The following is a 24,786-nucleotide window of genomic DNA, read 5'->3' on the forward strand; positions in this document are numbered from 1 at the left end:
AAAAAAGCGGCCGGACCTCGCAAGGTCCGGCCGCTTTCGTTTGTGATTCTTCCGCGGATCGTCAATCGACGTCAGCGACATCCACATCCGGCTTGCCGCTGATGCGATGCGCCAGGGCAGCTTCCATGAATGGATTGATATCTCCGTCCAGCACGTCGTCCGGCGCAGTGCTGGTCACGCCTGTGCGCAGGTCCTTGACCATCTGGTAGGGCTGCAGAACGTAGGAGCGGATCTGGTGGCCCCAGCCGATCTCGGACTTGGAAGCCGCCTCGGCGTTCGCCGCATCCTCGCGCTTCTTCAACTCCGCTTCGTAGAGCCGCGCACGCAGCATGTCCCAGGCCTTGGCCTTGTTCTTGTGCTGCGAGCGTTCCTGCTGGCACTGCACCACGATGCCCGACGGCATGTGCGTGATGCGCACCGCCGAGTCGGTCGTGTTGACGTGCTGGCCACCGGCGCCCGACGAACGGTAGGTGTCGATGCGGCAATCACTCTCGTTGATCTCGATGTTGATCGAGTCGTCGATGACCGGATAGACCCAGATGGACGAGAACGAGGTGTGGCGGCGGGCGTTGCTGTCATAGGGCGAAATGCGGACCAGGCGGTGGACGCCCGATTCGGTCTTCAGCCAGCCATAGGCATTGTGGCCCTTGACGAGGATGGTCGCCGACTTGATGCCCGCTTCTTCGCCGTCATGCACTTCCAGAAGCTCGACCTTGAAACGCTGGCGTTCGGCCCAGCGGGTGTACATGCGCAGAAGCATGTTCGCCCAGTCCTGGCTTTCCGTGCCGCCGGCGCCGGAATGGACTTCGACGTAGGTGTCGTTGCCATCCGCTTCGCCCGACAGCATGGCCTCGACCTGGCGCCGCCCGGATTCCGCCATCAGCGCCTTCAGCGCCTCTTCGGCTTCCTTGACGATCGCTTCGTCGCCCTCTTCCTCACCGAGTTCGATGAGTTCGATATTGTCGTTGAGCTGTTGCTCCATGGCCTTGACGCCATTGATGCCGTCGTCGAGCTGCTGGCGCTCGCGCATCAGCTTCTGCGCTTCCGCAGCATCGTTCCAGAGGTTCGGATCCTCCGACTTGTTGTTCAACCAGTCCAGTCGTCTTACCGCCTGATCCCAGTCAAAGATGCCTCCTCAGCAGGCTTATGGCCTGCTTGATTTCGTCGACTACATTGATGATTTCCGCACGCATGGCGCTTGTTCTTCGCTCTTTGTGTTGGGGTTTTAAGTGCCGTGGACATAGTTGCAGCAAGCCCGGATGTAAAGCCCGGGCCTGCCGACAAGGCTGCCGCTTCGGATAGCGATCAGAACAGACCCGGCATGCCGGAGGTGACAGCCTGCTGCGCCTGGGGCGAGTTGGTGAAGATCTGGTCCTGGGTCATGTATTCGCCATCGCCGATGACCTGGAAGACGTCGGCCGGGCCGGTGCCTGGCTTGAAGGCCTCGACGATCGTGTCGGGCTGGCCTTCCATGGCCGCCATGCCGGTCTTGCGATTAACGGCGACGAGCTGCATGCCGTCCGGCACGTGGAACTTTTCGGCAGGCGTCAGCTTGGCGGCCTGGGCGAGGAACTCGCCGAAAATAGGCGCGGCAAGGCCGCTGCCGGTGCCGGCACGGCCGAGCGGTGCCGGCGTGTCGAAGCCGACATAAAGACCGGCGACCAAGTTCGGCGTGAAGCCGACGAACCAGGCGTCCTTTTCGTCATTGGTAGTGCCGGTCTTGCCGGCGACGTCGCGGTCCTTGACCGGAATCTTGCCGGCTGCCGTACCGCGCTGGACCACGCCCTGCATCATCGAAGTGATCTGGTAGGCGGTCATCGGGTCGAGAACCTGCTCGCGGTTGTCGACGATGCTTGGTTCTTCTTGGTTGGCCCAGTCATTGAAGTTGCAGCCGTCGCAGGCGCGCTCCTCGTGACGGAAGATGGTCTTGCCGTAACGGTCCTGGATGCGGTCGATGACGGTCGGCTTGATCTGCTTGCCGCCATTGGCGATGACCGCATAAGCCGAAACCATGCGCATGACCGTCGTTTCGCCGGAACCGAGCGACATGGCCAGCACCGGCAGCATCTTGTCGTAGATGCCGAAACGCTCGGCATATTCGGCGACCAGCTCCATGCCCATGTCCTGCGCCAGGCGCACGGTCATCTGGTTGCGGGACTTTTCGATGCCGATGCGCAGCGTCGATGGGCCGCCTGAATCGCCGCCGTAGTTTTCCGGCCGCCAGACCTGACCACCGGAGACGATCTCGATCGGCGCGTCCAGGATGACCGAGGCCGGCGTATAGCCGTTGTCGAGCGCTGCCGAATAGACGAAGGGCTTAAACGACGAACCCGGCTGGCGCATTGCCTGGGTGGCGCGGTTGAATTCCGATTGCGAATAGGAGAAGCCGCCGGCCATCGCGAGAACGCGGCCCGTATTCGGGTCCATGGCGACCAAACCGCCCTGGACCTTCGGCGGCTGGCGCAGCCTGTAGGTCTTGGCCTGCGGATTGATCGGCTCCACGTAAACGACGTCGCCCGGCTTCAGCACGCCGTCCGGCGATTTCGCCGGCTTGCGGGTATTGGTCGAGTCCCTATAGGCCCATTTCATGTCGTCGCCGTTGATCGTACCCATCTCGCGAGCCGCGTCGACCTTGCCGGCCGCATCCGCCGAGGGCTGGAGGCCGATCGTGGCAGACTTTGCCGAGACCTCGGTGACGACGGCGAGCTTCCATTCCGGCACGTCCGAAAGCGACTTCTGCTTGGCAAGTTCCGGCCCCCAATCCCAGCTTCCAGGGGCACCAGTCACAGCGATCTGAGCGACCGGCCCGTGGAAACCGCGGCGCTCGTCATATTCCACCAGACCGTTTTGCAGGGCGGCGCGGGCGATGACCTGAAGGTCGGGATCGAGCGAGGTGCGGACCGAAAGCCCCCCTTCATAGAGCGACTTGTCGCCGTAACGCTCGATGATCTGGCGTCGCACTTCTTCCGAGAAATAATCCGATGCGAAAACATGGGCGCCGGTCCGGCGTTGCTTGACGCCGAGCGGCTGCTTTTTGGCCTCCTCGGCATCGGCCTGGGTGATGTAGCCGTTCTCGGCCATGCGGTCGACGACCCAGTTGCGGCGCTCGAGCGCTGCCTTTTCGCGGCGGAAGGGATGATAGTTGGCCGGACCCTTCGGAAGGGCAGCAAGATAGGCTGCCTCGGCCGTCGTCAGCTCGGTCACCGACTTGTCGAAATAGGTGAGTGCTGCGCCGGCGATGCCGTAGGAGTTCTGACCGAAGAAAATCTCGTTCAGATAAAGTTCGAGGATCTTGTCCTTCGAATAGGTCTGCTCGATGCGGAAAGAGAGGATCGCTTCCTTGACCTTGCGGTCGATCGTCTGGTCGGCAGAGAGGAGGAAGTTCTTCGCCACCTGCTGGGTGATCGTCGAGGCACCTTCGGGGCGACGGCCGGAACCCAGGTTCTGGAGATTGGAGAGGACGGCGCGCCCAAGGCCTGTGATGTCGATGCCGGGATGGCTGTAGAAATTCTTGTCTTCAGCGGACAGGAAGGCCGCCTTGACCCGGTCCGGCACCGCCTGAATGGGCAGGAAGAGACGCCGTTCGCGGGCGTATTCCGCCATCAGAGCGCCGTTGCCTGCATGCACGCGGGTAGCGACCGGCGGCTCGTAGGAGGCAAGCACCTCGTAGTTCGGCAGGTCCTTGGTCATCCCGGTGAGGTAGATACCCACGCCGGCAGCCACGACCAGAAACAGGACGCAGGCCAAACCAAAGAGATAACCAATCAATCTTACCATATCGGAGCTACCGTTCAGCTTTCATTCGGCGCGTGAAACACACCATCGCATGGTTAGAGGCGTTTTGCACGGTGATTGCACCAGCGCAAGGCGAAAGCGGGTCGATCGTCCGCCATCCGTTGCATCTGAGAGATTATCGAATAACCGCCTGAATGTGAGTAAAATAGGGCTCTTAGATGCGATTTCCGGCGTCCGCCCTCCCCCGCGCGATATTCCCCGATGCCTGTGGCACCGGCGCCACGCGGAGCGCACGAAATCAGCCGCCGTTCGCCATCGCGCGGGCACGATAGCGCTTGATGGCGTCGACCATGCGATCGATCACCTTCGACCGCCACGACTCATCCAGCAGCAGCTTTTCATCTTCGACATTGGACAGGAAGCCGAGTTCGAGGAGCACGGAGGGAATGTCCGGCGCGCGCAGAACCTGGAAGCCCGCATAGCGGTGGGGATTGTTGATGAGCCCGATCTGCCCTTCGAAGGACTGGACGACATTGGTGGCGAGCGCGGTCGAAAACGCCTGGGTCTCGCGCCGGGTCAGGTCGAGCAGGATATCGGCGACCTCCGGCGGGCCGCTCTGGAGCGTATAGCCAGCAAGCTCGTCGGACAGGTTTTCGCGGGCGGCGAGGTTTTCTGCCATGCGGTCGGAGGCCTTGTCAGACAGCGTATAGACGGTCGCGCCGCGAATGTCCTTCTGGCCGAGCGTGTCGGCATGCAGGGACACGAAGAGATCGGCGTGGCCCTGGCGGGCGAGCGTCACCCGCTCGGAGAGCGAAAGAAACGTGTCGTCGTCGCGGGTCAGGACGGCCTTGATACCCTCGACCTTGTTCAATCGTTCGGCAAGCGTCTTGGCGAACGCAAGTGTGATGGTCTTTTCGGGCGTCTTGGTGCCCGCCCCCGTCGCGCCGGCATCGATCCCCCCGTGCCCAGCATCGACAGCAACCGTAAAGACATTGTCCTTCTCGGCCATCGCCAGCGCGTCCGGAACCGCCGCCGTCGGCGTCGCCCAGTTCTGGGTCTTCACCAGATCGGCAAAAACCTCCCTGGAGGCCATTTCCGCATCCAGAACCAGCCTGTAGCTGCCGTTGTCGTTCGACTGGACCTCGGCAATCGACAGTTTCACCGGCCTTTTGGCGGTCAGCACGATGCGGGCGCTCGACTCACCCATCGCGCCGTAGCGGATGTCCTTGAAGAGACCACGCGCGGCCAGATCCTCGGCGGGGAACCCGAAGGCGGTCGCCGGCAGGTCGACGATCACCCGCTCCGGCGCAGCGACGTAGTGGACGGAGAATTCCGGCTTTTTCTCGAATTCGATGACGATCCGGGTGCGCGCTTCGTCGCCGGCGACCCGCGCGCTGAAGGCGAGAAGCGGCGGCTGCGGCGTAGCGCGGGCGGAACTCAGGGGAAGGGTCGCGGCGAAGGTTGCCAAAAGAAGAACCGCGCAAGCGATTCGCGCAAAAAAACTCTGCAGGCTTCCGCCGCAGGCCGTCGCTGCGCTTGCCTTTAGATCCGCCCTCAAAACGCCACTCGCATTCAAAGCCCCGCCGCCTGTCGGGCAACCCGCATCAAAGTGCCCGTTCTAGAAGGCATTTGCATGTCAAAAGATGCGAATCAACCGCCCGTTCCCTGCCATCCATAAGGGGTCTAATTCCATCGAGAATATGGCAAACTTGGCTTTTCCCTTGCTATTGTGACAGATAAACCATACAACGCCCGTGAGGGTTAAAGTGTTGACGGGATAGTCTGCCGATAGGCTGGCCAGCCTTTTCAGGACCTGGCGCCGAAGACCGACAGTCATCCGCCGTCGCTACACTTTTTCCTGATACACGATCCAACCGGCGGTGGCCGGAATAATACCGGGTGGCGTGCCACCCACCGCTCATGCGGAGCACATTCATCGGGCCCATGCGGGCCTATGGTATCGTCATTCTCGTTTGGTTTTTGATGTCGCGGCACAATTTTCAGAACCTGGAGAGACCGAGGGAGCAACGCTCCCCGTCATCTTTCCGGTTGCCGTCACAACCGCACCTGACGGGAACATCTTTATCCGGCGCAACGACCGCATTGCATGACGGGCCTGTCCTCGTGGCAGGCTTTTCTGCATTCTCCCGGCGGCGCCGAGGAGCAGAATTTCAATGGCAGACAAAATGCTTATCGACGCGTCTCACGAAGAGGAGACGCGCGTAGTCGTCGTTCGCGGTAACCGGATCGAGGAGTTCGATTTCGAATCGCAGCATAAGAAACAGATACGCGGCAATATCTATCTGGCGAAGGTGACGAGGGTCGAACCCTCACTGCAGGCCGCTTTCGTCGACTACGGCGGGAACCGTCACGGCTTCCTCGCCTTCGCCGAAATCCATCCCGACTATTATCAGATTCCGCTTGCCGACCGTCAGGCGCTGATGCAGCAGGAAGCCGAGGATCAGCGCAAGATCGCCGAGGCGGAAGCCGCTGATCCGGTGGTCGATCCAGCCCACCAGGAACAGCCGGATATCGGCATTTCCACCCCTGCCGCCGAGCCAGCAAGCGAAGCCGGCGCGGAAGCAGCCGAGGCAAGCCCGGTCGAGGCTGTTGCCGAAGAGACGGAAAAGCCGAAGGCCAAGCCACGCCGCAGCCGCGCCCGCAAGAAGCCGGCGGAAGAAGCAGCCACTCTCGAAGCCGGCGCATCCGAAGGCGAAGGCGCTCCTTCCTCCGAGAACAATGACGACGACGGTTCGACGCCCGGCGAAATGGCCGCGATGGTCGAGACCGATTCGATTTCGGAAGACGTCGATGCCCGCCGCGGTGGCCGCAACGACGATTTCGATGACGACGACGATGACGACCACGGCGAGAAGGAAGTGATCGAATCGGTCGGTGCCGAAGACGCCATGGAAGAAGTTCCGGACCGCGTCGTGCGCAAGCCGCGCAAGCAGTACCGTATCCAGGAAGTCATCAAGCGCCGCCAGATCCTGCTCGTGCAAGTCGCCAAGGAAGAGCGCGGCAACAAGGGTGCTGCCCTTACCACCTATCTTTCGCTCGCCGGCCGTTATTCGGTACTGATGCCCAACACGGCGCGTGGCGGCGGCATTTCCCGCAAGATCACCCAGCCGCAGGACCGCAAGCGCCTGAAGGAAATCGCCCGCGAACTCGACGTGCCGCAGGGCATGGGCGTGATCCTGCGCACCGCCGGTGCGAACCGCACCCGCGTCGAGGTCAAGCGCGACTTCGAATACCTGATGCGCCTTTGGGAAAACGTCCGCACGCTGACACTGAGCTCGACCGCCCCTACCCTCGTCTACGAGGAAGGCTCGCTGATCAAGCGCTCGATCCGCGACCTTTATAACAAGGACATTTCCGAGATCATCGTCTCCGGCGAAGAAGGCTATCGTGAAGCGAAAGACTTCATGAAGATGCTGATGCCGAGCCACGCCAAGGTGGTCCAGCCCTATCGCGACCTGCATCCGATCTTCGCCCGCTCCGGCATCGAAGCGCAGCTCGACCGCATGCTGCAGCCGCAGGTGACGCTGAAGTCCGGCGGCTACCTGATCATGAACCAGACGGAAGCGCTCGTCGCCATCGACGTCAACTCCGGCCGTTCGACCCGCGAACATTCGATCGAGGAAACGGCGCTCCAGACCAATCTGGAAGCGGCGGAAGAAGTCGCCCGCCAGCTTCGTCTGCGCGACCTTGCCGGCCTGATCGTCATCGACTTCATCGACATGGAAGAAAAGCGCAACAACCGCGCCGTCGAGAAGCGGCTGAAGGATTGCCTGAAGAACGACCGCGCCCGCATCCAGGTCGGCCGCATCTCGCATTTCGGCCTGCTCGAAATGTCGCGCCAGCGCATCCGCGCCTCGGTTCTCGAATCAACGACGCAGATCTGCACCCATTGCGGCGGCACCGGCCATGTGCGCTCGCAGTCGTCGGTCGCCCTGCACGTGCTGCGCGGCGTCGAGGAATATCTGCTCAAGAACACCACGCATGACATCACCGTGCGCACCACGCCGGAGATCGCGCTCTATCTCCTGAACCACAAGCGCACCAGCATCGTCGATTACGAGAACCGCTTCGGCGTCTCGATCTTCATCGAATCGGATGTCAGCATCGGCTCCAGCCACTTCGCGATCGATCGTGGCGAGCCGGTCGAAAACCCGGTCAAGATCGAAAGCCTGATGCAGTTCGCGGCCATCCCCGTCGAAGAGGACGATGACGACATCGTCATCGAGGCCGACGAGGACGAAGAAGAAGAGACCGTCGCAGCGGCGGCGCAGCCGGCAGCAGCCAGTGCCGAGCGCGCACAGCAGCAGGGCGACGACCAGAACGGCCGCAAGCGCAAGCGCCGCCGGCGTCGTCGCAACCGTGGAGAAAAGGGCGGTGACGCCCAGACCGCCCAGGGCGGCAACGACGACATGGCCGATGGCGACGAGGACGGCGACGAAGGCGAGGACGACGTTTCCGAAGCCGGCGAAGCATCCGACGCAACGGTTGCCGCCGATTCGGACTCGGAAGAAAACCGCCGCAAGCGCCGCCGCCGCGGCAAGCGCGGTGGTCGTCGCAATCGCAATGGTGAGGACGGACAGGAGCTGAGCGCTTCGGAGGACGGCGAAGCGGCCGACGAAGACGCATCCAGCGAAGACGTCGCGGCAGTGCCGGCAGCAGCCGTAGCGGAAGCCTCCGAAGAGGCTGCCGTCGAGGCTGTCCCGGCTCCCGCCGAGGCGGAAGCAGCACCTGGCGGCAAGCCGGAAGCCAAGCCGCGCCGTTCGCGTCGTGGCAAGGCGGCGACTGCGACCGACGCACCGGCTGCGGAAGAAGCGGCTGCGGTTGTTCCGGCTCCGGTGGAAACCGTCGTCGAGCAGGTCGAAGCCGCGCTCGGCCAGGAGCCGCAGGCTCCCGAAGCCGCTCCGGTTGAAGCCACGCCTGCCGAAGAAGCTCCCGTCGCAGAGGCCGAGCAGGCCGATAACGGCGAAGCAAAGCCGGCACGGGCCAACCGCGCATCGAACATCTCCTCCTCCGTCGAGGCGGTGGTGAAGAGCTCCGATCCCGTGGCAGCGCCCGAGGCCGAAGGCGATACATCGAAGCCGAAGAAGGCCGGCTGGTGGCAGCGCCGCGGCTTCTTCTGAGCCTGACGAGAACCGACGAAACGGCCGCGCAAGACGCGGCCGTTTTTATTTCTGCCCTGCCCTGAACCTCAGAAACTGGATCAACCGCCTGCCGAAGCGATTCCGAAAACGTGGCTAGCCTGTTGAAATCAGACTCCATTCCAGCATCAGGTCCGCCGTCCGGCCAGGCGTCATACGCAGTTGTGAACTGGCGGAAACCGCCTGGACATGATTTTGAGGTTTTTTGGAAAGCCCGACTGGCTTACTTTGGGCACAAACCGCAACAATGGTGCGCGGGATTCGTGTGCCGACCAAGAGGATATGGATGACCCGCCTGTTCAAGACGCCCGTTTTCAAGACACTGGCCGCCGGCTCGATGCTGGCGCTGGCACTTTCCGCGACCGCCCCGGCTTTCGCCCTGGACGACCAGCAGAAGAAGGAAATGGGCCAGTTCATCCGCGAATACCTGCTGCAGAACCCGGAAGTGCTGGTCGAGGTCCAGAACGCGCTGGAGGCCAAGCAGCAGACCCAGCGCGTCGAGCAGTCGACCAGGGGGATCGCGGACAACAAGCAGGCGATTTTCTCCTCGCCAACCGACATCACGCTTGGCAATCCGAAGGGGGACGTCACGGTCGTCGAATTCTTCGATTACAATTGCGGCTACTGCAAGCGGGCGCTCTCGGACATGGACGACATCCTTTCCAAGGATAAGAACGTCCGTTTCATCCTCAAGGAATTCCCGATCCTCGGTCCGGACTCGGTCGCCGCCCACCGGGTGGCCAACGCCGTGCGCCTGGTCGCGCCGGAAAAATATGCGGAATTCCATCGCGAACTGCTTAGCGGCAAGCCGCACGCTTCGGAAGCGACCGCCATTGCGGTCGCAAGCGCCCTCGGCGTCAAGGAGGCGGCGATCCGCAAGTCCATGGCCGACCAACCGAACGACGACCTGGTGCGCGACGCCTACCGGCTCGCCAACGCGATCGGCATCACCGGCACGCCGACCTATGTGGTCGGCGACGAAGCCGTCTTCGGCGCCGTCGGCCTCGAAACCATCGAACAGAAGGTCGCCAACGTGCGTGCCTGCGGCAAGGCGACCTGCTGACAGGACACCTCCCGAGCGCAGATGTTCCATCGCAGTGGACTCGCGGGCTTTCGGCGCGGCGGGGGCTTTCCCTTGCCGCGTCGGCGGTCTATAGGTGGCCCCTGAATTTCTGCATGGAACAATAGATCAGTGATGAGCAAGACGATCTTCGTCCTCAATGGCCCCAATCTCAATATGCTGGGCAAGCGCGAGCCGAGCATCTACGGTGCGGCCACGCTGAAGGACGTCGAGAAGGACTGTATCGCCGCCGGCAGGGAACTCGGCTTCGATGTCGATTTTCGCCAGAGCAATCATGAAGGCGTGCTGATCGACTGGATGCACGAGGCCAATGAAAAGGCCGTCGGCGTCGCCATCAACGCGGGCGCCTATACCCATACCTCGATCGCATTGCACGACGCCATCAAGGCGATCTCCGTGCCGGTGATCGAGCTTCATATCTCGAATGTCCACGCGCGGGAGGAATTCCGCCATCATTCGATGATCGCACCGGCGGTAAAGGGCGTGATCTGCGGTTTTGGCACCGCGAGCTACATTCTGGCGCTGCACGCCTTGAAATCCATTACCGCCTGACAAGATAAACAGAACAATAGGGTTTGCCATGTCTGACAAGAAGAACGGTATCGACAAGGGACTGATCCGCGACCTCGCGAACATCCTCAACGATACCGACCTCACCGAGATCGAAGTCGAACAGGACGATGTGCGTATTCGTGTATCGCGCGTCGGTACCACTCAATATGTCCAGGCTCCGGTCGCAGCGCCCGCCTATGCCCCGGCTGCAGCGCCCGTAGCCGTAGCAGCGCCCGCAATCCAGGACAATAAGAACGCGGTCACTGCGCCGATGGTCGGCACCATCTACCTCTCCCCGGCCCCGGGTTCGCGCGCCTTCGTTGAAGTCGGCGCCACCGTCAAGGAAGGCCAGACGCTGCTGATCATCGAGGCCATGAAGACGATGAACCAGATCCCGTCGCCGCGCTCCGGCAAGGTCACGGAAATCCTGGTCAACGACTCTCAGCCCGTCGAGTACGGCCAGCCGCTCGTCGTCATCGAGTAGGCGCATCCATGATTTCCAAGATCCTCATAGCCAACCGCGGTGAAATCGCGCTTCGCGTGCTTCGCGCCTGCAAGGAACTCGGCATCGCGACCGTCGCGGTCCATTCCACTGCGGACGCCGACGCCATGCACGTCCGGCTTGCCGACGAAAGCGTCTGCATCGGCCCTCCGCCGTCGCGCGACAGCTATCTGAATATCCACCAGATCGTCGCCGCCTGCGAGATCACCGGCGCCGACGCCGTGCATCCGGGCTACGGCTTCCTGTCGGAAAACGCCAAGTTCGCGGATATCCTCGACGCGCACGGCATCACCTTCATCGGCCCGACCGCCGATCATATCCGCATCATGGGCGACAAGATCACCGCCAAGCAGACCGCGCAGGAACTCGGCATCCCCGTCGTTCCCGGTTCGGACGGCGAAGTGAAGCCCGAGAACGCGATGGAAATCGCCCGCCAGATCGGTTTCCCGGTTCTGATCAAGGCGACGGCCGGCGGCGGCGGACGCGGCATGAAGGTCGCCAAGACCGAAGCCGACCTCGATGAAGCCGTGTCGACTGCCCGTTCCGAAGCGCTCGCCGCTTTCGGCAATGATGCCGTCTACATGGAAAAATATCTCGGGAAACCGCGCCATATCGAAATCCAGGTCGTCGGTGACGGCGAAGGCAATGCCATCCATCTCGGTGAACGCGACTGCTCGCTGCAGCGCCGCCACCAGAAGGTCTGGGAAGAAGCCAATTCCCCTGCCCTAAATGTCGAGCAGCGCATGAAGATCGGCGAAGTCTGCGCCGATGCGATGCGCAAGCTGAAATACCGCGGCGCCGGCACGATCGAGTTCCTCTACGAAAACGGCGAGTTCTATTTCATCGAAATGAACACCCGTCTTCAGGTCGAACACCCGATCACCGAAGCGATCACCGGCATCGACCTCGTGCACGAGCAGATCCGCGTTGCCTCCGGCGGCGGCCTGTCCGTGCGTCAGGAAGACATCGTGTTCTCCGGCCATGCCATCGAATGCCGCATCAATGCCGAGGACCCGCGCACCTTCGTGCCGTCGCCCGGCACGATCACGCATTTCCATGCACCGGGCGGCCTCGGCGTGCGCGTCGATTCGGGCGCCTATGCCGGCTACAAGATCCCGCCCTATTACGACAGCCTGATCGGCAAGCTGATCGTGCACGGACGCACCCGCGTCGAATGCATGATGCGTCTGCGGCGTGTGCTGGACGAGTTCGTCGTGGACGGCATCAAGACGACGCTGCCGCTTTTCCAGGATCTGGTCGACAATCCGGATATCGCCAACGGCGATTATGACATACACTGGCTGGAGCAATATCTCGCCGGCGACAAGACGCATTAGGGAGATCGATGGCAGGGCGACGCGGCAGATATTACCCGGCGATAACCCCGGAAATCCTGTTGCGCGCCTATTCCATCGGACTTTTTCCGATGGCCGAATCTGCCGACGACCCGGAAATCTTCTGGGTCGAACCGGAAATGCGCGGCATCCTGCCGCTCGATGCCTTCCATCTCTCCAAAAGCCTGGCCAAGGCGGTTCGCAGGACACCGCTTGACATCCGCTTCGACACGGCTTTCGAACGGGTGATCGCACTCTGTGCCGAGCCGGCCGGCGACCGGCCGAGCACCTGGATCAACTCCACGATCCGCAAGCTCTACAACGAGTTGCACCGCATGGGCCACGCGCACAGCGTCGAGGCCTTCGAGGGCGATGAACTGGTCGGCGGTCTCTATGGCGTTTCGCTCGGCTCGGCCTTTTTCGGCGAGAGCATGTTTTCGAGGCGCACGAACGCCTCCAAGATCTGCCTCGTGCACCTTGTCGAGCGGCTCCGGAAAAACGGCTTTACCCTGCTCGACACACAGTTCACAACCGAACATCTGAAGACGTTCGGCGCAATCGACATCCCCAAGGACGACTATCTCAAGCTCTTGAGAATCGCCGTCGATTCCCCGCATCTGAAATTTTAACGGAAAATCAGTTGGTCGCCTTCGGCGGCGGCACGTCGGACTTTTGTTTGCAGCCGGTCAGCCAGACGTCGTAGATCGGATGCTCGACGGCATTGAGGCCGGGGCTGTCGGCGAACATCCAGCCGGTGAATATCCGGCGGATCTTGCGGTCGAGGGTGATCTCGTCGACTTCCACGAAACCATCGATCTTCTGGGCTTCCGTCTCGTCGCGGGAATAACAGACCTTCGGCGTCACCTGCAGCGCGCCGTACTGAACCGTCTCGTTGACATAGACGTCGAACGTGGTGATGCGGCCGGTGATCTTGTCGATGCCGGCAAAGACCGCGACCGGGTTGTTCAGCCGCGCCGCAGATACACCATCCGCCGCGAGCACGGATGCCAGCGCGGTCAACGCGCCGATCATTTGCTTGCGTGGAAAAACCGTCATCAATCCCATTATGCTTCCCGTCCCGGCGATCCCGTCGGCGTCGAGACCTAGAGTGCGATTGTGGCCAAAACAGGTGTCAGTTGCCGGGCGTCCAGGCGTCGTAGTCGCCGGTGACGCGGGGGCGTTCGCCGGTGGCGGCAAGCGAGCCCTGCGGGCGATAGGCAAGCGGCGTGCCGGTGCCGTTCGGCTTGTGCGCCTTTTCCCATTCGCGGGCCTTGTAATCTTCCTGCGACGGAGCAACGTCGGTGCGATAATGCATCCAGCCATGCCAGCCGGGGCCAATCGCAGAGGCTTCGGCGTAATCCTTGTAGATCACCCAACGCTTCGGCTTGCCCCAGGAAGTCATCGGGCCTTCGTAATAGATATTGCCGAGTTCGTCTTCGCCGACCTTCTTGCCGAAACGCCAGGTGAAGAACCGGGTGCCCATGGTCTGTCCGTTCCACCAGGTGAAGATCTGCAGCAGGAGGTTTTTCATGGATGTTCCGTCGGCTTGGCAAACAGGATGACGATCGAATTGGCTGATCCGCTTATGCCGCCTGACGCCTTCGATGTCCAGTGGTTCCAAATGTCGCGCACGGTCATTTGAGCTTCATCTTGAAGCCGAAATGGCTTTTGGCGAAGCCGAGCCGTTCATAGAAGCGATGCGCATCCGTGCGAGCCATGTTGGAGGTGAGTGCGACCTGGCGGCAATCGCGGCGCCTGGCTTCCTCGATCGCGTGTCCGATCATCTGCGCGCCGATGCCCTTGCCGCGCATGTCGCCGCGCGTCTGCACCGCCTCCAGGATCATCGACAGCGATCCCCTTCCCGTCAGCGTGCGGTTGAAGAGGATCTGGAACGTGCCGACCACCTCGCCTTCCAGCTCGGCGACGAAAAGCTGCTCGTTCTGCGAGGCGTCGATGACGTTGAAGGCACGCAGGTAATCGTCGAAGGCGGCCTCATCGGTCGTGTCGCCATGGCCGCCGACGTCATCCGCCGCGAACAGGGCGATGAGTTCGGGGAGATCGGCTTGCCGCGCTCTGCGGATGACGATATCGGCCATGCAAAAAGTCCTCTCCGGGTGGGTCAGCGCAACTCCAGCCGCTTCTCCATGATGATCGCCGGCAGGCCGGAATTGGGGGCACCCCACTCTTCCATCCTGTCGACCTCGGAAAACCCGAGCCTTTCGTAAAAGGACATCGCGCGCACGTTCGGCAGCGCCACCTCGACCCGCATGATCTCGGCATCCGGAAAGCAGGTTTCGAGCTCGGCGAAGATATCACGGCCGATGCCCTCGTTCTGGCAGGACGGCTTGACGTAGAGCTGGTGCAGCATCGCCGTCTTCACCATTTTCGGATACATCGCGGCATAACCGATGCCGCCGATATCCTTGCCGTTGTCGGCGACCAGGAATTCGCCGCCGCGCTTCTGGATACGCGCCTTGACGGCGCCCGGAGAATGCCAGCCGTCGACCATTCTCCTGACCTTGTCGGCCCCGTAGAACGGATCGTAGGTATCGTGAAAGGTCGCCGCCAGCAGGGCGCGGATCTGCTCGACGTCAGCTTCTCCAGCGGTGCGGACGAAGTAGACCATCGGGCCTACTCCTCTTCGATCCCGAGCTTCGCCTTGACCAGCGCCTGGACGGCCTGTGGGTTGGCCTTGCCGCCGGTCGACTTCATGACCTGGCCGACGAACCAGCCGGCGAGCGTGGGCTTGGCCTTGACCTTGGCCACCTGGTCCGGATTGGCGGCGATGATCTCGTCGACCGCGGCCTCGATCGCGCCGGTATCGGTCACCTGCTTCATGCCGCGGCTCTCCACGATTTCGGCCGGGTCACCGCCCTCGGCGAGCACGATCTCGAACAGGTCCTTGGCGATCTTACCGGAGATCGTCTCGGCCTTGATGAGGTCGATGATGGCGCCGAGCTGGGCCGGGGAAACCGGAGTCTCTTCAATGTCTTTGCCGGTTCTGTTCAAGGCGCCCAGCAGGTCGTTGATGACCCAGTTGGCGGCGATCTTGCCGTCCCGGCCTTCGGCAACCGCCTCGAAATAATCGGCGATCGCCTTTTCGGACACCAGAACCGAGGCGTCGTAGATCGACAGGCCGAGCTCGCGCACGAGACGAGCCTTCTTGTCGTCCGGCAATTCCGGCAGGTGGCGCTCCAGTTCGGCGATGAAGGCATCGTCGAATTCGAGCGGCAGCAGGTCCGGGTCCGGGAAATAGCGATAGTCGTGCGCGTCTTCCTTGGAGCGCATCGAGCGCGTCTCGCCCTTGTTCGGGTCGAAGAGGCGGGTCTCCTGATCGATCGAGCCGCCGTCCTCGAGAATGCCGATCTGGCGGCGCGCTTCGTATTCGATCGCCTGGCCGATGAAACGGATCGAGTTGACGTTCTTGATCTCGCAGCGGGTGCCGAATTCGGTGCCCGGGCGGCGCACCGAAACGTTGACGTCGGCGCGCATCGAGCCTTCGTCCATGTTGCCGTCGCAGGTGCCGAGGTAACGCACGATCGAGCGGAGCTTGGTCATGTAGGCCTTGGCTTCGTCGGAAGAGCGCATGTCCGGCTTCGAGACGATCTCCATCAGCGCCACGCCGGAGCGGTTCAGGTCCACATAGGACATGGTCGGATGCTGGTCGTGCATCGACTTGCCGGCATCCTGTTCGAGATGCAGTCGCTCGATGCCGATCTCGATATCCTCGAACTGGCCCTGGCGGTCCGGACCGAGCGAGATGACGATCTTGCCTTCGCCGACGATCGGATCCTTGTACTGGGAAATCTGGTAACCCTGCGGCAGGTCCGGATAGAAATAGTTCTTGCGGTCGAACAGGGAGCGCTTGTTGATCTGCGCCTTCAGGCCGAGGCCGGTGCGTACCGCCTGCTTGATGCATTCCTCGTTGATGACCGGCAGCATGCCCGGCATGGCCGCATCGACGAGCGAGACGTTCGAATTCGCCGGCTTGCCGAACTCGGTCGAGGCGCCTGAAAACAGCTTGGAATTGGAGAGGACCTGGGCGTGCACCTCCAAACCGATGATGACTTCCCAGTCGCCGGTGGCACCGGGAATGAAGCGTTTCGGATCAGGCGTGCGGACGTCGACAAGGGTCATCTGATGCTCGTGAAATGGTCTCTATTGCGTTTTCTGGAGGTAGAGCAAATGGCGTTGCGGTGCAAGGCTTGCTGCGCGCAGGGGTCGCTGTGGAGTGCTGTAGTTCAGCTGATTTTAATTAGGTTCTGGTGAAATTGCGAAATGGAGCTATCAACCCCACTCGCGCTATTTATCCTATATCTACTCCTGAACGTCATCGCATTTTGCGTTTATTGGTGGGACAAGCAGGCTGCGATCGATGGCACATGGCGGATCAGCGAGCGTACGCTCCTGGGTATAGCCTTTATCGGCGGCAGCCTGGGCGCCGTGACCGCGCAGCAGATGCTGCGGCACAAGACACGCAAGGAACCTTTTCGCACGCTGCTGATGATCATAGTCGCTCTTCACACGCTCGGTGCGGCATCATGGCTACTTGCGCCGGAACTAACGCGGGCAGCAATCGCAAGGATCGCTCGGGCAATCTAGAAGCTTGGCCCGTAAGTATCCGGCGCTTCCGCGACGAGGCGCTTCGACAGGCCGACCGACTGCACGTCCCGGTCGATCTTCGGCGAATAGATGGTCGAGAGCCAGTTGATGGAATAGCCCAGCTTCTCGAAGAAGCCGACCGCCTCGGCATTGCGGGCGTGGGTCTCGACGCGGGCGACTTCGAACCCCTGGTGGACGATCTCGGCCTCGACCTCGACGAGAAGCGCCCGGCCGAAGCCGTGGCCCTGGAAGGCCGGATCGATCCAGAAGTCGGAAATCAGTTCGTCGAGCTTTTCGCGCGCCGCCCAGCCGGCAAGGTTGCCGGCCTGTTCGACGACGGTGATGGTGAGCCAGGAGGAACGCGTGAAATTCTGGAAGGCAGTGCGGGCGCTGGAGCGCATATCGGTCATCTCGCCGATCGAAATCATGGCCTTCTCCCAGGAGCGGAAGCCGATTTCCGCCAGGATATCCACCTCGTCCTCACGCGCATTGCGAATATGGGCCATAGCTTCCCCTGCTGCAGCCTTAGTAGACCACTGAGTCTGCGCTTTGACCAGTGCAACATCTAGGGCGTTTCGGTCAGGCGCTTGACGGCTCGGGAAAACGCGCCTAGTGCGGATTTCGTATCGATGGAGTTTTGATGTTCTCTTCCGTAGAGACCTGCTGAGGGGCCGGCCCCGCTCTTAAAGCCGCGCCGGCCCAGACAAAAACGAGAACCCCGACGTCACGCGACGCCGGCAACGTTTTTGTGCGCTCGTTTGCGAGCGCTTCTCCGGACATCAAAAGACAATGGATATTTCCCGCGCCGAACAGCGCATTCTCCACCTGCTCGCCCAGGGCGGCAGGATCGACATCACCCGCGATCAGAACCGCAAGATCGAAAAACTCCAGCTGGTCACCCGCGAGGGCTGGGTCTTCTCGGGTTTAGACCTCACCACCTTCCGTAAGCTCAAGCAGAAACGAGCCATCAAGTCTCAGGGCGGTAGGCCTTACCGCATCACCGAAAGGGGTCTGGTGCTGGTGAGGGCCGAGCAGGACAATCGGTGAAATCGGATGAAAGGCCGCGCGTCGTCCTCGACGCGCGGCTGTCAAATCAAGATTACCAGCGATATGCTTTTTCGGTGACGTCGAAAGAAGACGCTGGGGAAGCCGCCAAATGCCAAAAGGGAACCTTTGAACGGGGCGAAGGGTTATGCGCCACATCACTGCTGGAGAAATGGCAAATGTACATCGTTGTTGGCGGAACGGGGCACGTCGGCTCCGCCGTGGCACAGACGTTGCTCGAAGAAGGCAAAGCTGTCACGGTCGTCACGCGAAACTCCGATAAGGCCGGCGCATGGCGACTGCGGGGGGCGGAGGTCGCCGTCGCCGACGTCCACGACGTGACGTCGCTGCGTGAGGTGTTCCGCAACGGGAAGCGGGCCTTCCTCCTAAACCCGAACGCTGACATCTCGAGCGATACGGACCGGGAGGAACGCGAGACCGTCCGCTGCCTACTCGACGCGATCGAAGGGTCCGGGCTGGAGAAGGTAGTGGCGGAATCAACCATGGGCGCGCAGCCGGGCGAGGAATGCGGCGATCTCAACATCCTTTACGAACTGGAAGCGGGCCTGATGAACCAGCCGATACCTGCCAGTGTCATCCGCGCAGCCTACTACTATAGTAACTGGGATACGATGGTGGGGCCTGTCACTAAGGACGGGGTGCTGTCGACCATGCTCCCTGCCGATCTCACGCTCCCGATGGTCGCGCCGGAGGATCTGGGAAGGGTGGCGGCGCGGCTCCTGCAGGAGCCGATCGAACAGATCGGCATACACCCCGTTGAGGGGCCGAAACGGTACTCTCCCACTGATGTCGCCGCAGCCTTCGCCGCCGCCCTCGGCCGGGCCGTTCGCATCGAGGTGATCCCGCGGGAAAACTGGGAAGGCGCATATCGCAGTCTGGGCTTCTCCGACGCGGCGGCTCACTCGTATGCAAGGATGACGGCTCTCACCGCCGATGGTCCCGAATACCCCGCGGATCCAATTCGAGGATCGATCTCGCTCCAGACCTACATAGATAAGCTTGTTCGTGACTCATCCTAACGCGCCCAGATGGACGAAAAAGAAAGCGAGACCGCCAAAGGCCGCTTGGATGCTAGGCCGGCCGTCCACCCAAGGCGCTTGTTTGCAATCCTCGCATGAGAGGCAGAGGCGAAGTGAGATTCATAAGCGGCGTGCAATTCTTCGGACAAGCGTCATGATGGATGCGGCGTAGAGAAATGCCTTGGCAGACTTGATGGTTGTTCCGGGTCCTTCCAACCCCATTCTCGGACGAGGCTCTAAGCCGAAAGCTCAGCCCTCATCGCCGTCCAGTCCTCGGCGATCGAGTTCGCACGTCGCTTGCCGGCGCGGCGGTACCAGTAGTCGGCGTTCCAGTCGTCGCCTTCGATGCGGTGACAGAGAGCGTGGCCCCAGTCGAAAGGCTGTTCGCCCTCATGGGCCTGGCAAATCTCGTGCACCGCCTGCCAGTCCGCACCCATGGCGAAACCATCGGCCGCGAGGCGATCGAACGCTTCGATCAATCCTGCCAGATCCGTCTTAGCCATGAACCACCTCCCCGGCGACCGCCCGATGATCGGCGGCCGTCATTTTCCGTATGATCGGTCCGCTTACCACCACTTCGCCGGCGTGAACCGGCCGGCGGCCTGTTCGATGACATGGGCGGTGCGGAACAGAGTTTCTTCCTCGAACGGCTTGCCGATCAGCTGCAGGCCGAGCGGCAGGCCCTTGGCGTCGAGGCCGGCCGGAACGGCGATGCCCGGCAGGCCGGCCATGTTGACCGTCACCGTGAAGATGTCGTTGAGGTACATCTTGACCGGATCGGACGCGAGGTCCTCGTCGGCGATGCCGAAGGCCGTCGATGGGGTGGCGGGCGTCAGGATCGCATCGACGCCGGCGTCGAAGACGATTTCGAAGTCGCGCTTGATCAGCGTGCGGACTTTTTGCGCCTGCAGGTAATAGGCGTCGTAATAACCGGCCGACAGAACGTAGGTGCCGATCATGATGCGGCGCTTGACCTCAGTGCCGAAACCGGCAGCGCGGGTCTTTTCGTACATGTCGACGATGTCCTTGCCGTCGACGCGCAGGCCGTAACGCACGCCGTCGTAACGGGCGAGGTTCGACGAGGCTTCGGCAGGAGCGACGATGTAATAGGCCGGCAGCGCGTATTTGGTGTGCGGCAGGGTGATGTCGACGATCTCGGCACCGGCATCCTTCAGCCAGGCGATGCCCTGAGCCCAAAGTTTTTCGATCTCTTCCGGCATGCCCTCGACGCGGTATTCCTTCGGAATGCCGATCTTCATGCCCTTCAGCGACTGGCCGAGCGAGGCTTCATAATCCGGCACCGGCAGATCGACAGAGGTCGTGTCCTTGGCATCGACGGACGCCATCGACCTCAGCATGATCGCGGCGTCGCGTACGTCGCGGGCGATCGGGCCGGCCTGGTCGAGCGAGGATGCGAAGGCAACGGTGCCCCAGCGCGAGCAGCGGCCATAGGTCGGCTTGATGCCGACGGTGCCGGTGAAGGCGGCCGGCTGGCGGATCGAGCCGCCGGTATCGGTCGCGGTAGCGCCGGCGCACAGGAATGCAGACACCGCAGCGGCGGAACCGCCGGAAGAACCGCCCGGCACGAGCTGCTGGTTGGAACCGTTGGCCCGCCACGGGTTGACCACGGCGCCATAGTGAGAGGTCTCGTTGGAGGAGCCCATTGCGAACTCGTCCATGTTGAGCTTGCCGAGCATGACCGCCCCGTCGTCCCAGAGGTTCTGGGTGACGGTCGATTCGTATTTAGGCAGGAAGCCGTCGAGGATGTGACTGCAGGCCTGGGTATGGACGTCGCGGGTGGCGAACAGGTCCTTGATGCCGAGCGGGATGCCTTCCAGGGCGCCGACAGTGCCTGCGGCACGGCGTTCGTCAGAAGCCTTCGCCATGCCGAGCGCCTTTTCCGGCGTCACGGCCACATAGGCGTTGAACACCGAGTTGGCGGCATCGATCGCGGAAAGATAGGCCTCGGTCAGCTCGACGGAGGTGAACTCCCTGGCTTCGAGCTTTTCGCGGGCTTCGGCAATGGTGAGGCTGGTGAGTTCGGTCATGGGCTCTTCAAACGGTTCGAATACGAGGAGGAGGTTCGGCGGGGCGCTATCCAGCGCTCACTCGACGACCTTCGGCACCAGGAAAAAATTATGGTCGGTAGAAGGCGCATTGGCGACGATATCGTCAGCCTTGTCGCCATCGGTGACGGCGTCTGTGCGCTTGCGCATGTCCATCGGGGTGACCGACGTCATCGGCTCGACGCCCGTGACATCGACTTCGGAAAGCTGCTCGACGAAATTGATGATGCCGTTCAGCTCGCCGACCATGCGATTGGCATCTTCCTCGGTGACCGCAATGCGGGCAAGGCGCGCGACGCGCTTGACGGTGGCGAGATCGACGGACATGGCATAACTCCGATGGGAAATTTCCCCTTCGCTATAATGGCCATGCCCGCCCTTCGCAACAGGGAGCGCGCCTCATTTTGCGAAGGCGCGCCGCCTGAAAGGATGCGATTCAGAAGGTCAGGCTGCCGCCCGGCGCCGGCGTCTCGACCCGGGTGCGGGAGCCTTCCATGCCCTTGACGAACTTTTCCGGCGTCTGGTCGACGCCCGGCAGGCCATAATGGCAAGGCAGCGCGTGCTTGAAATCAAAGAAACGCTGGCAGGCGAGCGCAGCGACGGCACCGCCCATGGTGAAACGGTCGCCGATCGGCACGATGCCGATATCCGGCTGGTGCAGTTCGTTGATCAGGGCCATGTCTGAAAAGATGTCGGTATCGCCCATGTGGAGGACGGAGAGCTCGTCGTCGAAATGCAGCATCAGACCATTGGCATTGCCGAGGCAGTGCGAAACGCCGTCTTCGGTCAGCGAGGCAGACGAGTGCAGCGCATTGGTAAAGGTGGCGGTGAACCCGTCGAAGCCGATCGTGCCGCCGGTATTGCCCATTTCGAGCTTCTCGACGCCCTTCTTTGCCAGCCAGACGCCGAGGTCGTAGTTGGCGAGCACGACGGCACCGGTTTCCTTGGCGATCTGGATCGTGTCGCCGACATGGTCGCCATGGCCGTGGGTCAGCAGGATATGGGTCAGGCCTTCGGCAGCAGCCTTGATATCCTGGCCGGCAAAGGCGGGGTTATAGGTCAGGAACGGGTCGACCAGGATCTTGGCCTTGGCGGTCTCGATGCGGAATGCGGAATGGCCGAGCCAGGTGATCTTCATGGAAAACTCTCCTCGAAATGATGTGAGATAATGACGACACATAGCCGATATGAGGCTAAAGGGAAGTGGGACAGAGGGTGGGACAAACCCGCTCTGGACACGCTATTTGGATCCCCGGGATGAAGAACGCATGACAGTGATGACCATCGAGGAACTGGCTGAGGCTCTTAAACCCGGACAGGCGATTGCCGGGCTCGACCTTGGCACCAAGACGATCGGGCTCGCCATGTCGGATCTCGGCCGCCGATTTGCCACGCCACGTCCGGTCATCAAACGGGTGAAGTTTACCAAGGATGCCGAAGTGCTGCTCGCCTTTGCCGAGAAGGAAAAAGTGGCGGGCTTCGTGATCGGCCTGCCCACGAACATGGACGGCTCGGCCGGTCCGCGCGTCCAGGCGACGCGCGCCTTCGTGCGCTCGATGTCGGAAAAGACCGCCCTGCCCTTCGTCTTCTGGGACGAGCGGCTGTCGACGGTGGCCGCCGAGCGGGCGCTTCTGGAAATGGACGTGTCGCGGGCCAAACGTGCCGAGCGGATCGATTCCGCCGCGGCAAGCTTCATTCTTCAGGGCGCTCTGGACAGGCTCTCGTCGCTCGGCAGGGAGACCGATTTCGCCAGCTGACGCTTGCTCCACCAGGCGGCGATCTCGCGGCGCTTGCGGAAGGCGATAATCGCAAACACGACCAGGCTGTCGAATGCGATGGCGCGCGCCACCAATGGCGGAATGGTTTCCGGCGGAATGCCAAGAATATTGCCGTAGATCTGGAAGACAAGATCATGCGTCTGTCGGGTCAGCATGAAGAAGCCGAAGCTCATGTCGTAATAGGAAAGCCCGTACCAGCTGGTCAGCAGCAGGACCGGACCGGCCCACAAAATCACGAACCACTTCATGCAGTCCTCCCTCTCGACTCTACCGGATACGGTTCCAGAGACACGAGCCATCTCGATAGAGCCATAAGGCTCAGGGCCAATGCGGGAATGGCAATATCCATGGCCAGCGCCGCGAAGACCGTCGTCATGACGATCAGCAATGCTATATTCCGGATTGCAGTTCCCATACGCGGATACTCGGCGAACGTCGTAGTTAACAGTGCGTTAACACCGAACTTAAGCCCGCACGGATTTGCCGCAACGGAAACCGAGGGAGATGGTTAATTTCGCAAGGGCGCCTGTGGATAAAGCAGGTCAGGCAGCCGGCGATTTCGGCTTCTTCGGAATATAAGGACCGCCGGTCTCGCCCCATCCCCATGTCGGCATCGGGGCATGCTCGTAAACCTTGGCTCCGGGCTGCGAATTAACGACCGCAAGCCGTGTTCCCCATTCGAGATAGCCGACCAGCGCAGACGTGAACTCCGGGTCGGCCGGAAGTTCGAGATCCGTATAGGTATCGAGCAGGATGTTGATCCATCGCCGGCGCATCGGCTCGGTCAGGTGCCTTTCAAGATGATGGCGCACCATCGCCGGATGACCGCCACGCTGCTCCGAATAGAGCTTCGGCCCGCCAATGACCTCTGCGATGAACATGGCTACATGCTGTGGATGTTCCGGGTCCATCCCGGAAAAGACCGGACCGAGCAGGTCGTCCGTCGGAACGCGTCGATAAAACTCCGTCGTGAGACGCAAGAGCGCATCGAAGCCGCCGATCCATTCATAAAGCGTTGGCACTGTCATGGCGTTCCCTCCGTCTTCCCAAGAGATATGAGGCAGACGTCATGGCTTCAAGACTTGGCCACGGATCAGCCGTAGATCGCGCGGACCAGGCGGCGGAGCGCGTTGCCGACCTTATCCCAGTCCTTCTCGGTCTTGAGCGCCATGCCGGCAAACTGGCCGCTCACGGCGGCGGAGATCACCAGGTGCTGGATTGCCGCAAACAGCAGCGCATTGGTGGTCGCGGCATCGACGCCCTTGGGCGGTGTCAGCGAGCCGCGCATCTTTTCGAGCCATTTGCCGAGCGCCTTGGTGCGGGCTTCCGACAACCGGCGGACCTGCGGCGTATCCTGCGAGACCTCCCAGGCGACGATCTTGCAGACCAGCGGGTCGTCGCGCAGTGCTTCCATGAAATAGATGGAGAGTTTCTCCATCAGGTCGCCGTAGGTCAGCAGGAACATCCCGCCGGTATCTTCCGGGATGCGGTCCTTGACCCAGGTGCCGAGATCGGCGCCGATCGCCTCGATCAGCCCGTCGAGACCGCCGTAATATCGATAGATGAGCTGTTTGTCGCAGCCTGCACGGCGCGCCACTGCGTTGATGCCGAAACCCTGAAAACCCTGTTCGGCAAGCAGCGCGCGAGCCGCCAGGAAGATCGCCCGCTCGGTGCCGGCGCGGCTGCGCACCTTGGCGACCGAACCTTGTTGCGCTGTGACTTCAGGGATCTGGAGCATTTTCCGCCTGTTTCGGTTTCAATCTTCAACCGCGATAGTCCGAGCCGTCAACCGCCGCAAGCGGTCTCGGTGCCCATGCACAGGATTGCGCGCGCAGCACCTGATTTTGCGGGGCTGCGCATTGCACTCTCGGCATGGGAGGACTAACGAGATCT

At 61.8% G+C, this 24,786-nt stretch carries 26 protein-coding genes; 10 read left to right on the forward strand and 16 right to left on the reverse strand.

Annotated features, from left to right (window positions below):
- Positions 1 to 61: 61 nt before the first annotated feature.
- The 3 genes from prfB to C5J24_RS17130 all read right to left on the reverse strand — a co-directional run bounded on the left by prfB (position 62) and on the right by C5J24_RS17130 (position 5,224).
- A protein-coding gene (gene prfB, locus C5J24_RS17120; RefSeq protein ID WP_105401067.1) for a peptide chain release factor 2 occupies positions 62 to 1,193 on the reverse strand; the annotation gives its coding sequence in 2 pieces (ribosomal slippage) (positions 62 to 1,123 and positions 1,125 to 1,193; 1,131 coding nt in all).
- Positions 1,194 to 1,305: 112 nt separating this feature from the next.
- A complete protein-coding gene (locus C5J24_RS17125; protein WP_105401066.1) occupies positions 1,306 to 3,777 on the reverse strand; it encodes a penicillin-binding protein 1A in 2,472 nt (823 codons plus the stop codon).
- A gap of 256 nt (positions 3,778 to 4,033) precedes the next feature.
- Complete coding sequence (locus C5J24_RS17130; protein ID WP_371674541.1) at positions 4,034 to 5,224, reverse strand: N-acetylmuramoyl-L-alanine amidase; 1,191 nt, start codon at positions 5,222 to 5,224, stop codon at positions 4,034 to 4,036.
- A gap of 685 nt (positions 5,225 to 5,909) precedes the next feature.
- Between C5J24_RS17130 and C5J24_RS17140 the strand changes: the two genes are divergently transcribed.
- The 6 genes from C5J24_RS17140 to aat all read left to right on the forward strand — a co-directional run bounded on the left by C5J24_RS17140 (position 5,910) and on the right by aat (position 12,992).
- On the forward strand, positions 5,910 to 8,876 hold the full coding sequence (locus C5J24_RS17140; RefSeq protein WP_105419463.1) for a ribonuclease E/G: 2,967 nt from the start codon (positions 5,910 to 5,912) through the stop codon (positions 8,874 to 8,876).
- Between the two features lie 304 nt (positions 8,877 to 9,180).
- Positions 9,181 to 9,957 carry a DsbA family protein gene (locus C5J24_RS17145; RefSeq protein WP_105419465.1) on the forward strand — a complete coding sequence of 259 codons (777 nt, stop codon included), beginning with the start codon at positions 9,181 to 9,183 and terminating at the stop codon, positions 9,955 to 9,957.
- A gap of 132 nt (positions 9,958 to 10,089) precedes the next feature.
- Entirely contained in the window at positions 10,090 to 10,527 is a 438-nt protein-coding gene (gene aroQ / locus C5J24_RS17150) for a type II 3-dehydroquinate dehydratase (RefSeq protein WP_105419467.1), read from the forward strand.
- A 28-nt stretch (positions 10,528 to 10,555) separates the two neighbouring features.
- Positions 10,556 to 11,011 carry an acetyl-CoA carboxylase biotin carboxyl carrier protein gene (accB, locus tag C5J24_RS17155; protein WP_105419469.1) on the forward strand — a complete coding sequence of 152 codons (456 nt, stop codon included), beginning with the start codon at positions 10,556 to 10,558 and terminating at the stop codon, positions 11,009 to 11,011.
- 8 nt (positions 11,012 to 11,019) lie between these two features.
- Positions 11,020 to 12,366, forward strand: coding sequence for an acetyl-CoA carboxylase biotin carboxylase subunit (gene accC / locus C5J24_RS17160; protein ID WP_046636624.1), 1,347 nt, complete (start codon positions 11,020 to 11,022; stop codon positions 12,364 to 12,366).
- A gap of 8 nt (positions 12,367 to 12,374) precedes the next feature.
- Complete coding sequence (aat, locus tag C5J24_RS17165) at positions 12,375 to 12,992, forward strand: leucyl/phenylalanyl-tRNA--protein transferase (protein WP_105419471.1); 618 nt, start codon at positions 12,375 to 12,377, stop codon at positions 12,990 to 12,992.
- Between the two features lie 7 nt (positions 12,993 to 12,999).
- Here the strand turns inward: aat and C5J24_RS17170 are convergent, their stop codons facing one another.
- The 5 genes from C5J24_RS17170 to gatB form a co-directional block, all read right to left on the reverse strand.
- Positions 13,000 to 13,419, reverse strand: coding sequence for a DUF2155 domain-containing protein (locus C5J24_RS17170; protein ID WP_046667898.1), 420 nt, complete (start codon positions 13,417 to 13,419; stop codon positions 13,000 to 13,002).
- A gap of 76 nt (positions 13,420 to 13,495) precedes the next feature.
- Entirely contained in the window at positions 13,496 to 13,894 is a 399-nt protein-coding gene (locus C5J24_RS17175) for an NADH:ubiquinone oxidoreductase subunit NDUFA12 (RefSeq protein WP_046636622.1), read from the reverse strand.
- Positions 13,895 to 13,997: 103 nt separating this feature from the next.
- Positions 13,998 to 14,459, reverse strand: a complete 462-nt coding sequence (locus tag C5J24_RS17180; RefSeq protein WP_105419473.1) for a GNAT family N-acetyltransferase — start codon at positions 14,457 to 14,459, stop codon at positions 13,998 to 14,000.
- Between the two features lie 23 nt (positions 14,460 to 14,482).
- The gene (locus C5J24_RS17185; RefSeq protein WP_038542070.1) at positions 14,483 to 14,989 is read right to left on the reverse strand and encodes a GNAT family N-acetyltransferase; all 507 of its coding nucleotides are present in this window, start codon (positions 14,987 to 14,989) and stop codon (positions 14,483 to 14,485) included.
- Positions 14,990 to 14,994: 5 nt separating this feature from the next.
- Positions 14,995 to 16,500 carry an Asp-tRNA(Asn)/Glu-tRNA(Gln) amidotransferase subunit GatB gene (gatB, locus tag C5J24_RS17190; protein WP_105419475.1) on the reverse strand — a complete coding sequence of 502 codons (1,506 nt, stop codon included), beginning with the start codon at positions 16,498 to 16,500 and terminating at the stop codon, positions 14,995 to 14,997.
- A 141-nt stretch (positions 16,501 to 16,641) separates the two neighbouring features.
- On the opposite strand from gatB, the gene C5J24_RS17195 reads away from it, so the two are divergent.
- Positions 16,642 to 16,965 carry a DUF1294 domain-containing protein gene (locus C5J24_RS17195; protein ID WP_105419477.1) on the forward strand — a complete coding sequence of 108 codons (324 nt, stop codon included), beginning with the start codon at positions 16,642 to 16,644 and terminating at the stop codon, positions 16,963 to 16,965.
- Here the strand turns inward: C5J24_RS17195 and C5J24_RS17200 are convergent.
- On the reverse strand, positions 16,962 to 17,471 hold the full coding sequence (locus C5J24_RS17200; RefSeq protein WP_105419479.1) for a GNAT family N-acetyltransferase: 510 nt from the start codon (positions 17,469 to 17,471) through the stop codon (positions 16,962 to 16,964). The two genes, C5J24_RS17195 and C5J24_RS17200, sit on opposite strands and share 4 nt — an antisense overlap.
- A gap of 283 nt (positions 17,472 to 17,754) precedes the next feature.
- Between C5J24_RS17200 and C5J24_RS17205 the strand changes: the two genes are divergently transcribed.
- Both C5J24_RS17205 and C5J24_RS17210 read left to right on the forward strand, forming a co-directional pair.
- Complete coding sequence (locus C5J24_RS17205; protein WP_105401058.1) at positions 17,755 to 18,012, forward strand: YjhX family toxin; 258 nt, start codon at positions 17,755 to 17,757, stop codon at positions 18,010 to 18,012.
- Between the two features lie 176 nt (positions 18,013 to 18,188).
- Positions 18,189 to 19,049 (forward strand): NmrA family NAD(P)-binding protein, encoded by an 861-nt coding sequence (locus C5J24_RS17210; RefSeq protein WP_105419481.1) that lies wholly within the window; start codon positions 18,189 to 18,191, stop codon positions 19,047 to 19,049.
- A 236-nt stretch (positions 19,050 to 19,285) separates the two neighbouring features.
- Here C5J24_RS17210 and C5J24_RS17215 read toward each other — a convergent pair whose 3' ends face one another.
- The 4 genes from C5J24_RS17215 to C5J24_RS17230 form a co-directional block, all read right to left on the reverse strand.
- On the reverse strand, positions 19,286 to 19,552 hold the full coding sequence (locus C5J24_RS17215; RefSeq protein WP_105419483.1) for a hypothetical protein: 267 nt from the start codon (positions 19,550 to 19,552) through the stop codon (positions 19,286 to 19,288).
- Between the two features lie 63 nt (positions 19,553 to 19,615).
- Positions 19,616 to 21,097: an Asp-tRNA(Asn)/Glu-tRNA(Gln) amidotransferase subunit GatA gene (gene gatA / locus C5J24_RS17220; RefSeq protein WP_105419485.1), complete on the reverse strand. Its 1,482-nt coding sequence runs from the start codon at positions 21,095 to 21,097 to the stop codon at positions 19,616 to 19,618.
- Positions 21,098 to 21,154: 57 nt separating this feature from the next.
- Entirely contained in the window at positions 21,155 to 21,442 is a 288-nt protein-coding gene (gene gatC, locus C5J24_RS17225; RefSeq protein WP_105401055.1) for an Asp-tRNA(Asn)/Glu-tRNA(Gln) amidotransferase subunit GatC, read from the reverse strand.
- A 109-nt stretch (positions 21,443 to 21,551) separates the two neighbouring features.
- Positions 21,552 to 22,253, reverse strand: a complete 702-nt coding sequence (locus C5J24_RS17230; RefSeq protein ID WP_105401054.1) for a metal-dependent hydrolase — start codon at positions 22,251 to 22,253, stop codon at positions 21,552 to 21,554.
- 130 nt (positions 22,254 to 22,383) lie between these two features.
- Between C5J24_RS17230 and ruvX the strand changes: the two genes are divergently transcribed.
- Positions 22,384 to 22,872, forward strand: a complete 489-nt coding sequence (gene ruvX, locus C5J24_RS17235) for a Holliday junction resolvase RuvX (RefSeq protein ID WP_046667735.1) — start codon at positions 22,384 to 22,386, stop codon at positions 22,870 to 22,872.
- Here the strand turns inward: ruvX and C5J24_RS17240 are convergent.
- From C5J24_RS17240 to C5J24_RS17250, 3 genes are all read right to left on the reverse strand, one after another.
- On the reverse strand, positions 22,815 to 23,141 hold the full coding sequence (locus C5J24_RS17240) for a DUF6105 family protein (RefSeq protein ID WP_105419487.1): 327 nt from the start codon (positions 23,139 to 23,141) through the stop codon (positions 22,815 to 22,817). The two genes, ruvX and C5J24_RS17240, sit on opposite strands and share 58 nt — an antisense overlap.
- Positions 23,142 to 23,435: 294 nt before the next feature.
- Positions 23,436 to 23,921 carry a group II truncated hemoglobin gene (locus C5J24_RS17245; protein WP_105401052.1) on the reverse strand — a complete coding sequence of 162 codons (486 nt, stop codon included), beginning with the start codon at positions 23,919 to 23,921 and terminating at the stop codon, positions 23,436 to 23,438.
- A 65-nt stretch (positions 23,922 to 23,986) separates the two neighbouring features.
- Positions 23,987 to 24,631: a TetR/AcrR family transcriptional regulator gene (locus C5J24_RS17250; RefSeq protein WP_046636606.1), complete on the reverse strand. Its 645-nt coding sequence runs from the start codon at positions 24,629 to 24,631 to the stop codon at positions 23,987 to 23,989.
- Positions 24,632 to 24,786: the final 155 nt, after the last annotated feature.

It is taken from the genome of Neorhizobium sp. T25_27, assembly GCF_002968565.1.
Taxonomy (GTDB): Bacteria; Pseudomonadota; Alphaproteobacteria; order Rhizobiales; family Rhizobiaceae; genus Neorhizobium; species Neorhizobium tomejilense.

Bases quoted from the DNA above. Each gene is read 5' to 3' on its own strand.
- aat (WP_105419471.1), top strand. From the start codon at position 12,375: ATGGCAGGGCGACGCGGCAGATATTACCCGGCGATAACCCCGGAAATC.
- aroQ (WP_105419467.1), top strand. From the start codon at position 10,090: ATGAGCAAGACGATCTTCGTCCTCAATGGCCCCAATCTCAATATGCTG.
- accC (WP_046636624.1), top strand. From the start codon at position 11,020: ATGATTTCCAAGATCCTCATAGCCAACCGCGGTGAAATCGCGCTTCGC.
- C5J24_RS17215 (WP_105419483.1), bottom strand. From the start codon at position 19,552: ATGGCTAAGACGGATCTGGCAGGATTGATCGAAGCGTTCGATCGCCTC.
- C5J24_RS17175 (WP_046636622.1), bottom strand. From the start codon at position 13,894: ATGAAAAACCTCCTGCTGCAGATCTTCACCTGGTGGAACGGACAGACC.
- C5J24_RS17250 (WP_046636606.1), bottom strand. From the start codon at position 24,631: ATGCTCCAGATCCCTGAAGTCACAGCGCAACAAGGTTCGGTCGCCAAG.
- accB (WP_105419469.1), top strand. From the start codon at position 10,556: ATGTCTGACAAGAAGAACGGTATCGACAAGGGACTGATCCGCGACCTC.
- C5J24_RS17240 (WP_105419487.1), bottom strand. From the start codon at position 23,141: ATGAAGTGGTTCGTGATTTTGTGGGCCGGTCCGGTCCTGCTGCTGACC.
- C5J24_RS17230 (WP_105401054.1), bottom strand. From the start codon at position 22,253: ATGAAGATCACCTGGCTCGGCCATTCCGCATTCCGCATCGAGACCGCC.
- C5J24_RS17180 (WP_105419473.1), bottom strand. From the start codon at position 14,459: ATGGCCGATATCGTCATCCGCAGAGCGCGGCAAGCCGATCTCCCCGAA.
- C5J24_RS17125 (WP_105401066.1), bottom strand. From the start codon at position 3,777: ATGGTAAGATTGATTGGTTATCTCTTTGGTTTGGCCTGCGTCCTGTTT.
- C5J24_RS17185 (WP_038542070.1), bottom strand. From the start codon at position 14,989: ATGGTCTACTTCGTCCGCACCGCTGGAGAAGCTGACGTCGAGCAGATC.
- C5J24_RS17210 (WP_105419481.1), top strand. From the start codon at position 18,189: ATGTACATCGTTGTTGGCGGAACGGGGCACGTCGGCTCCGCCGTGGCA.
- C5J24_RS17245 (WP_105401052.1), bottom strand. From the start codon at position 23,921: ATGACAGTGCCAACGCTTTATGAATGGATCGGCGGCTTCGATGCGCTC.
- gatB (WP_105419475.1), bottom strand. From the start codon at position 16,500: ATGACCCTTGTCGACGTCCGCACGCCTGATCCGAAACGCTTCATTCCC.
- C5J24_RS17195 (WP_105419477.1), top strand. From the start codon at position 16,642: ATGGAGCTATCAACCCCACTCGCGCTATTTATCCTATATCTACTCCTG.
- C5J24_RS17145 (WP_105419465.1), top strand. From the start codon at position 9,181: ATGACCCGCCTGTTCAAGACGCCCGTTTTCAAGACACTGGCCGCCGGC.
- C5J24_RS17200 (WP_105419479.1), bottom strand. From the start codon at position 17,471: ATGGCCCATATTCGCAATGCGCGTGAGGACGAGGTGGATATCCTGGCG.
- C5J24_RS17170 (WP_046667898.1), bottom strand. From the start codon at position 13,419: ATGACGGTTTTTCCACGCAAGCAAATGATCGGCGCGTTGACCGCGCTG.
- C5J24_RS17140 (WP_105419463.1), top strand. From the start codon at position 5,910: ATGGCAGACAAAATGCTTATCGACGCGTCTCACGAAGAGGAGACGCGC.
- ruvX (WP_046667735.1), top strand. From the start codon at position 22,384: ATGACAGTGATGACCATCGAGGAACTGGCTGAGGCTCTTAAACCCGGA.
- gatC (WP_105401055.1), bottom strand. From the start codon at position 21,442: ATGTCCGTCGATCTCGCCACCGTCAAGCGCGTCGCGCGCCTTGCCCGC.
- C5J24_RS17205 (WP_105401058.1), top strand. From the start codon at position 17,755: ATGGATATTTCCCGCGCCGAACAGCGCATTCTCCACCTGCTCGCCCAG.
- gatA (WP_105419485.1), bottom strand. From the start codon at position 21,097: ATGACCGAACTCACCAGCCTCACCATTGCCGAAGCCCGCGAAAAGCTC.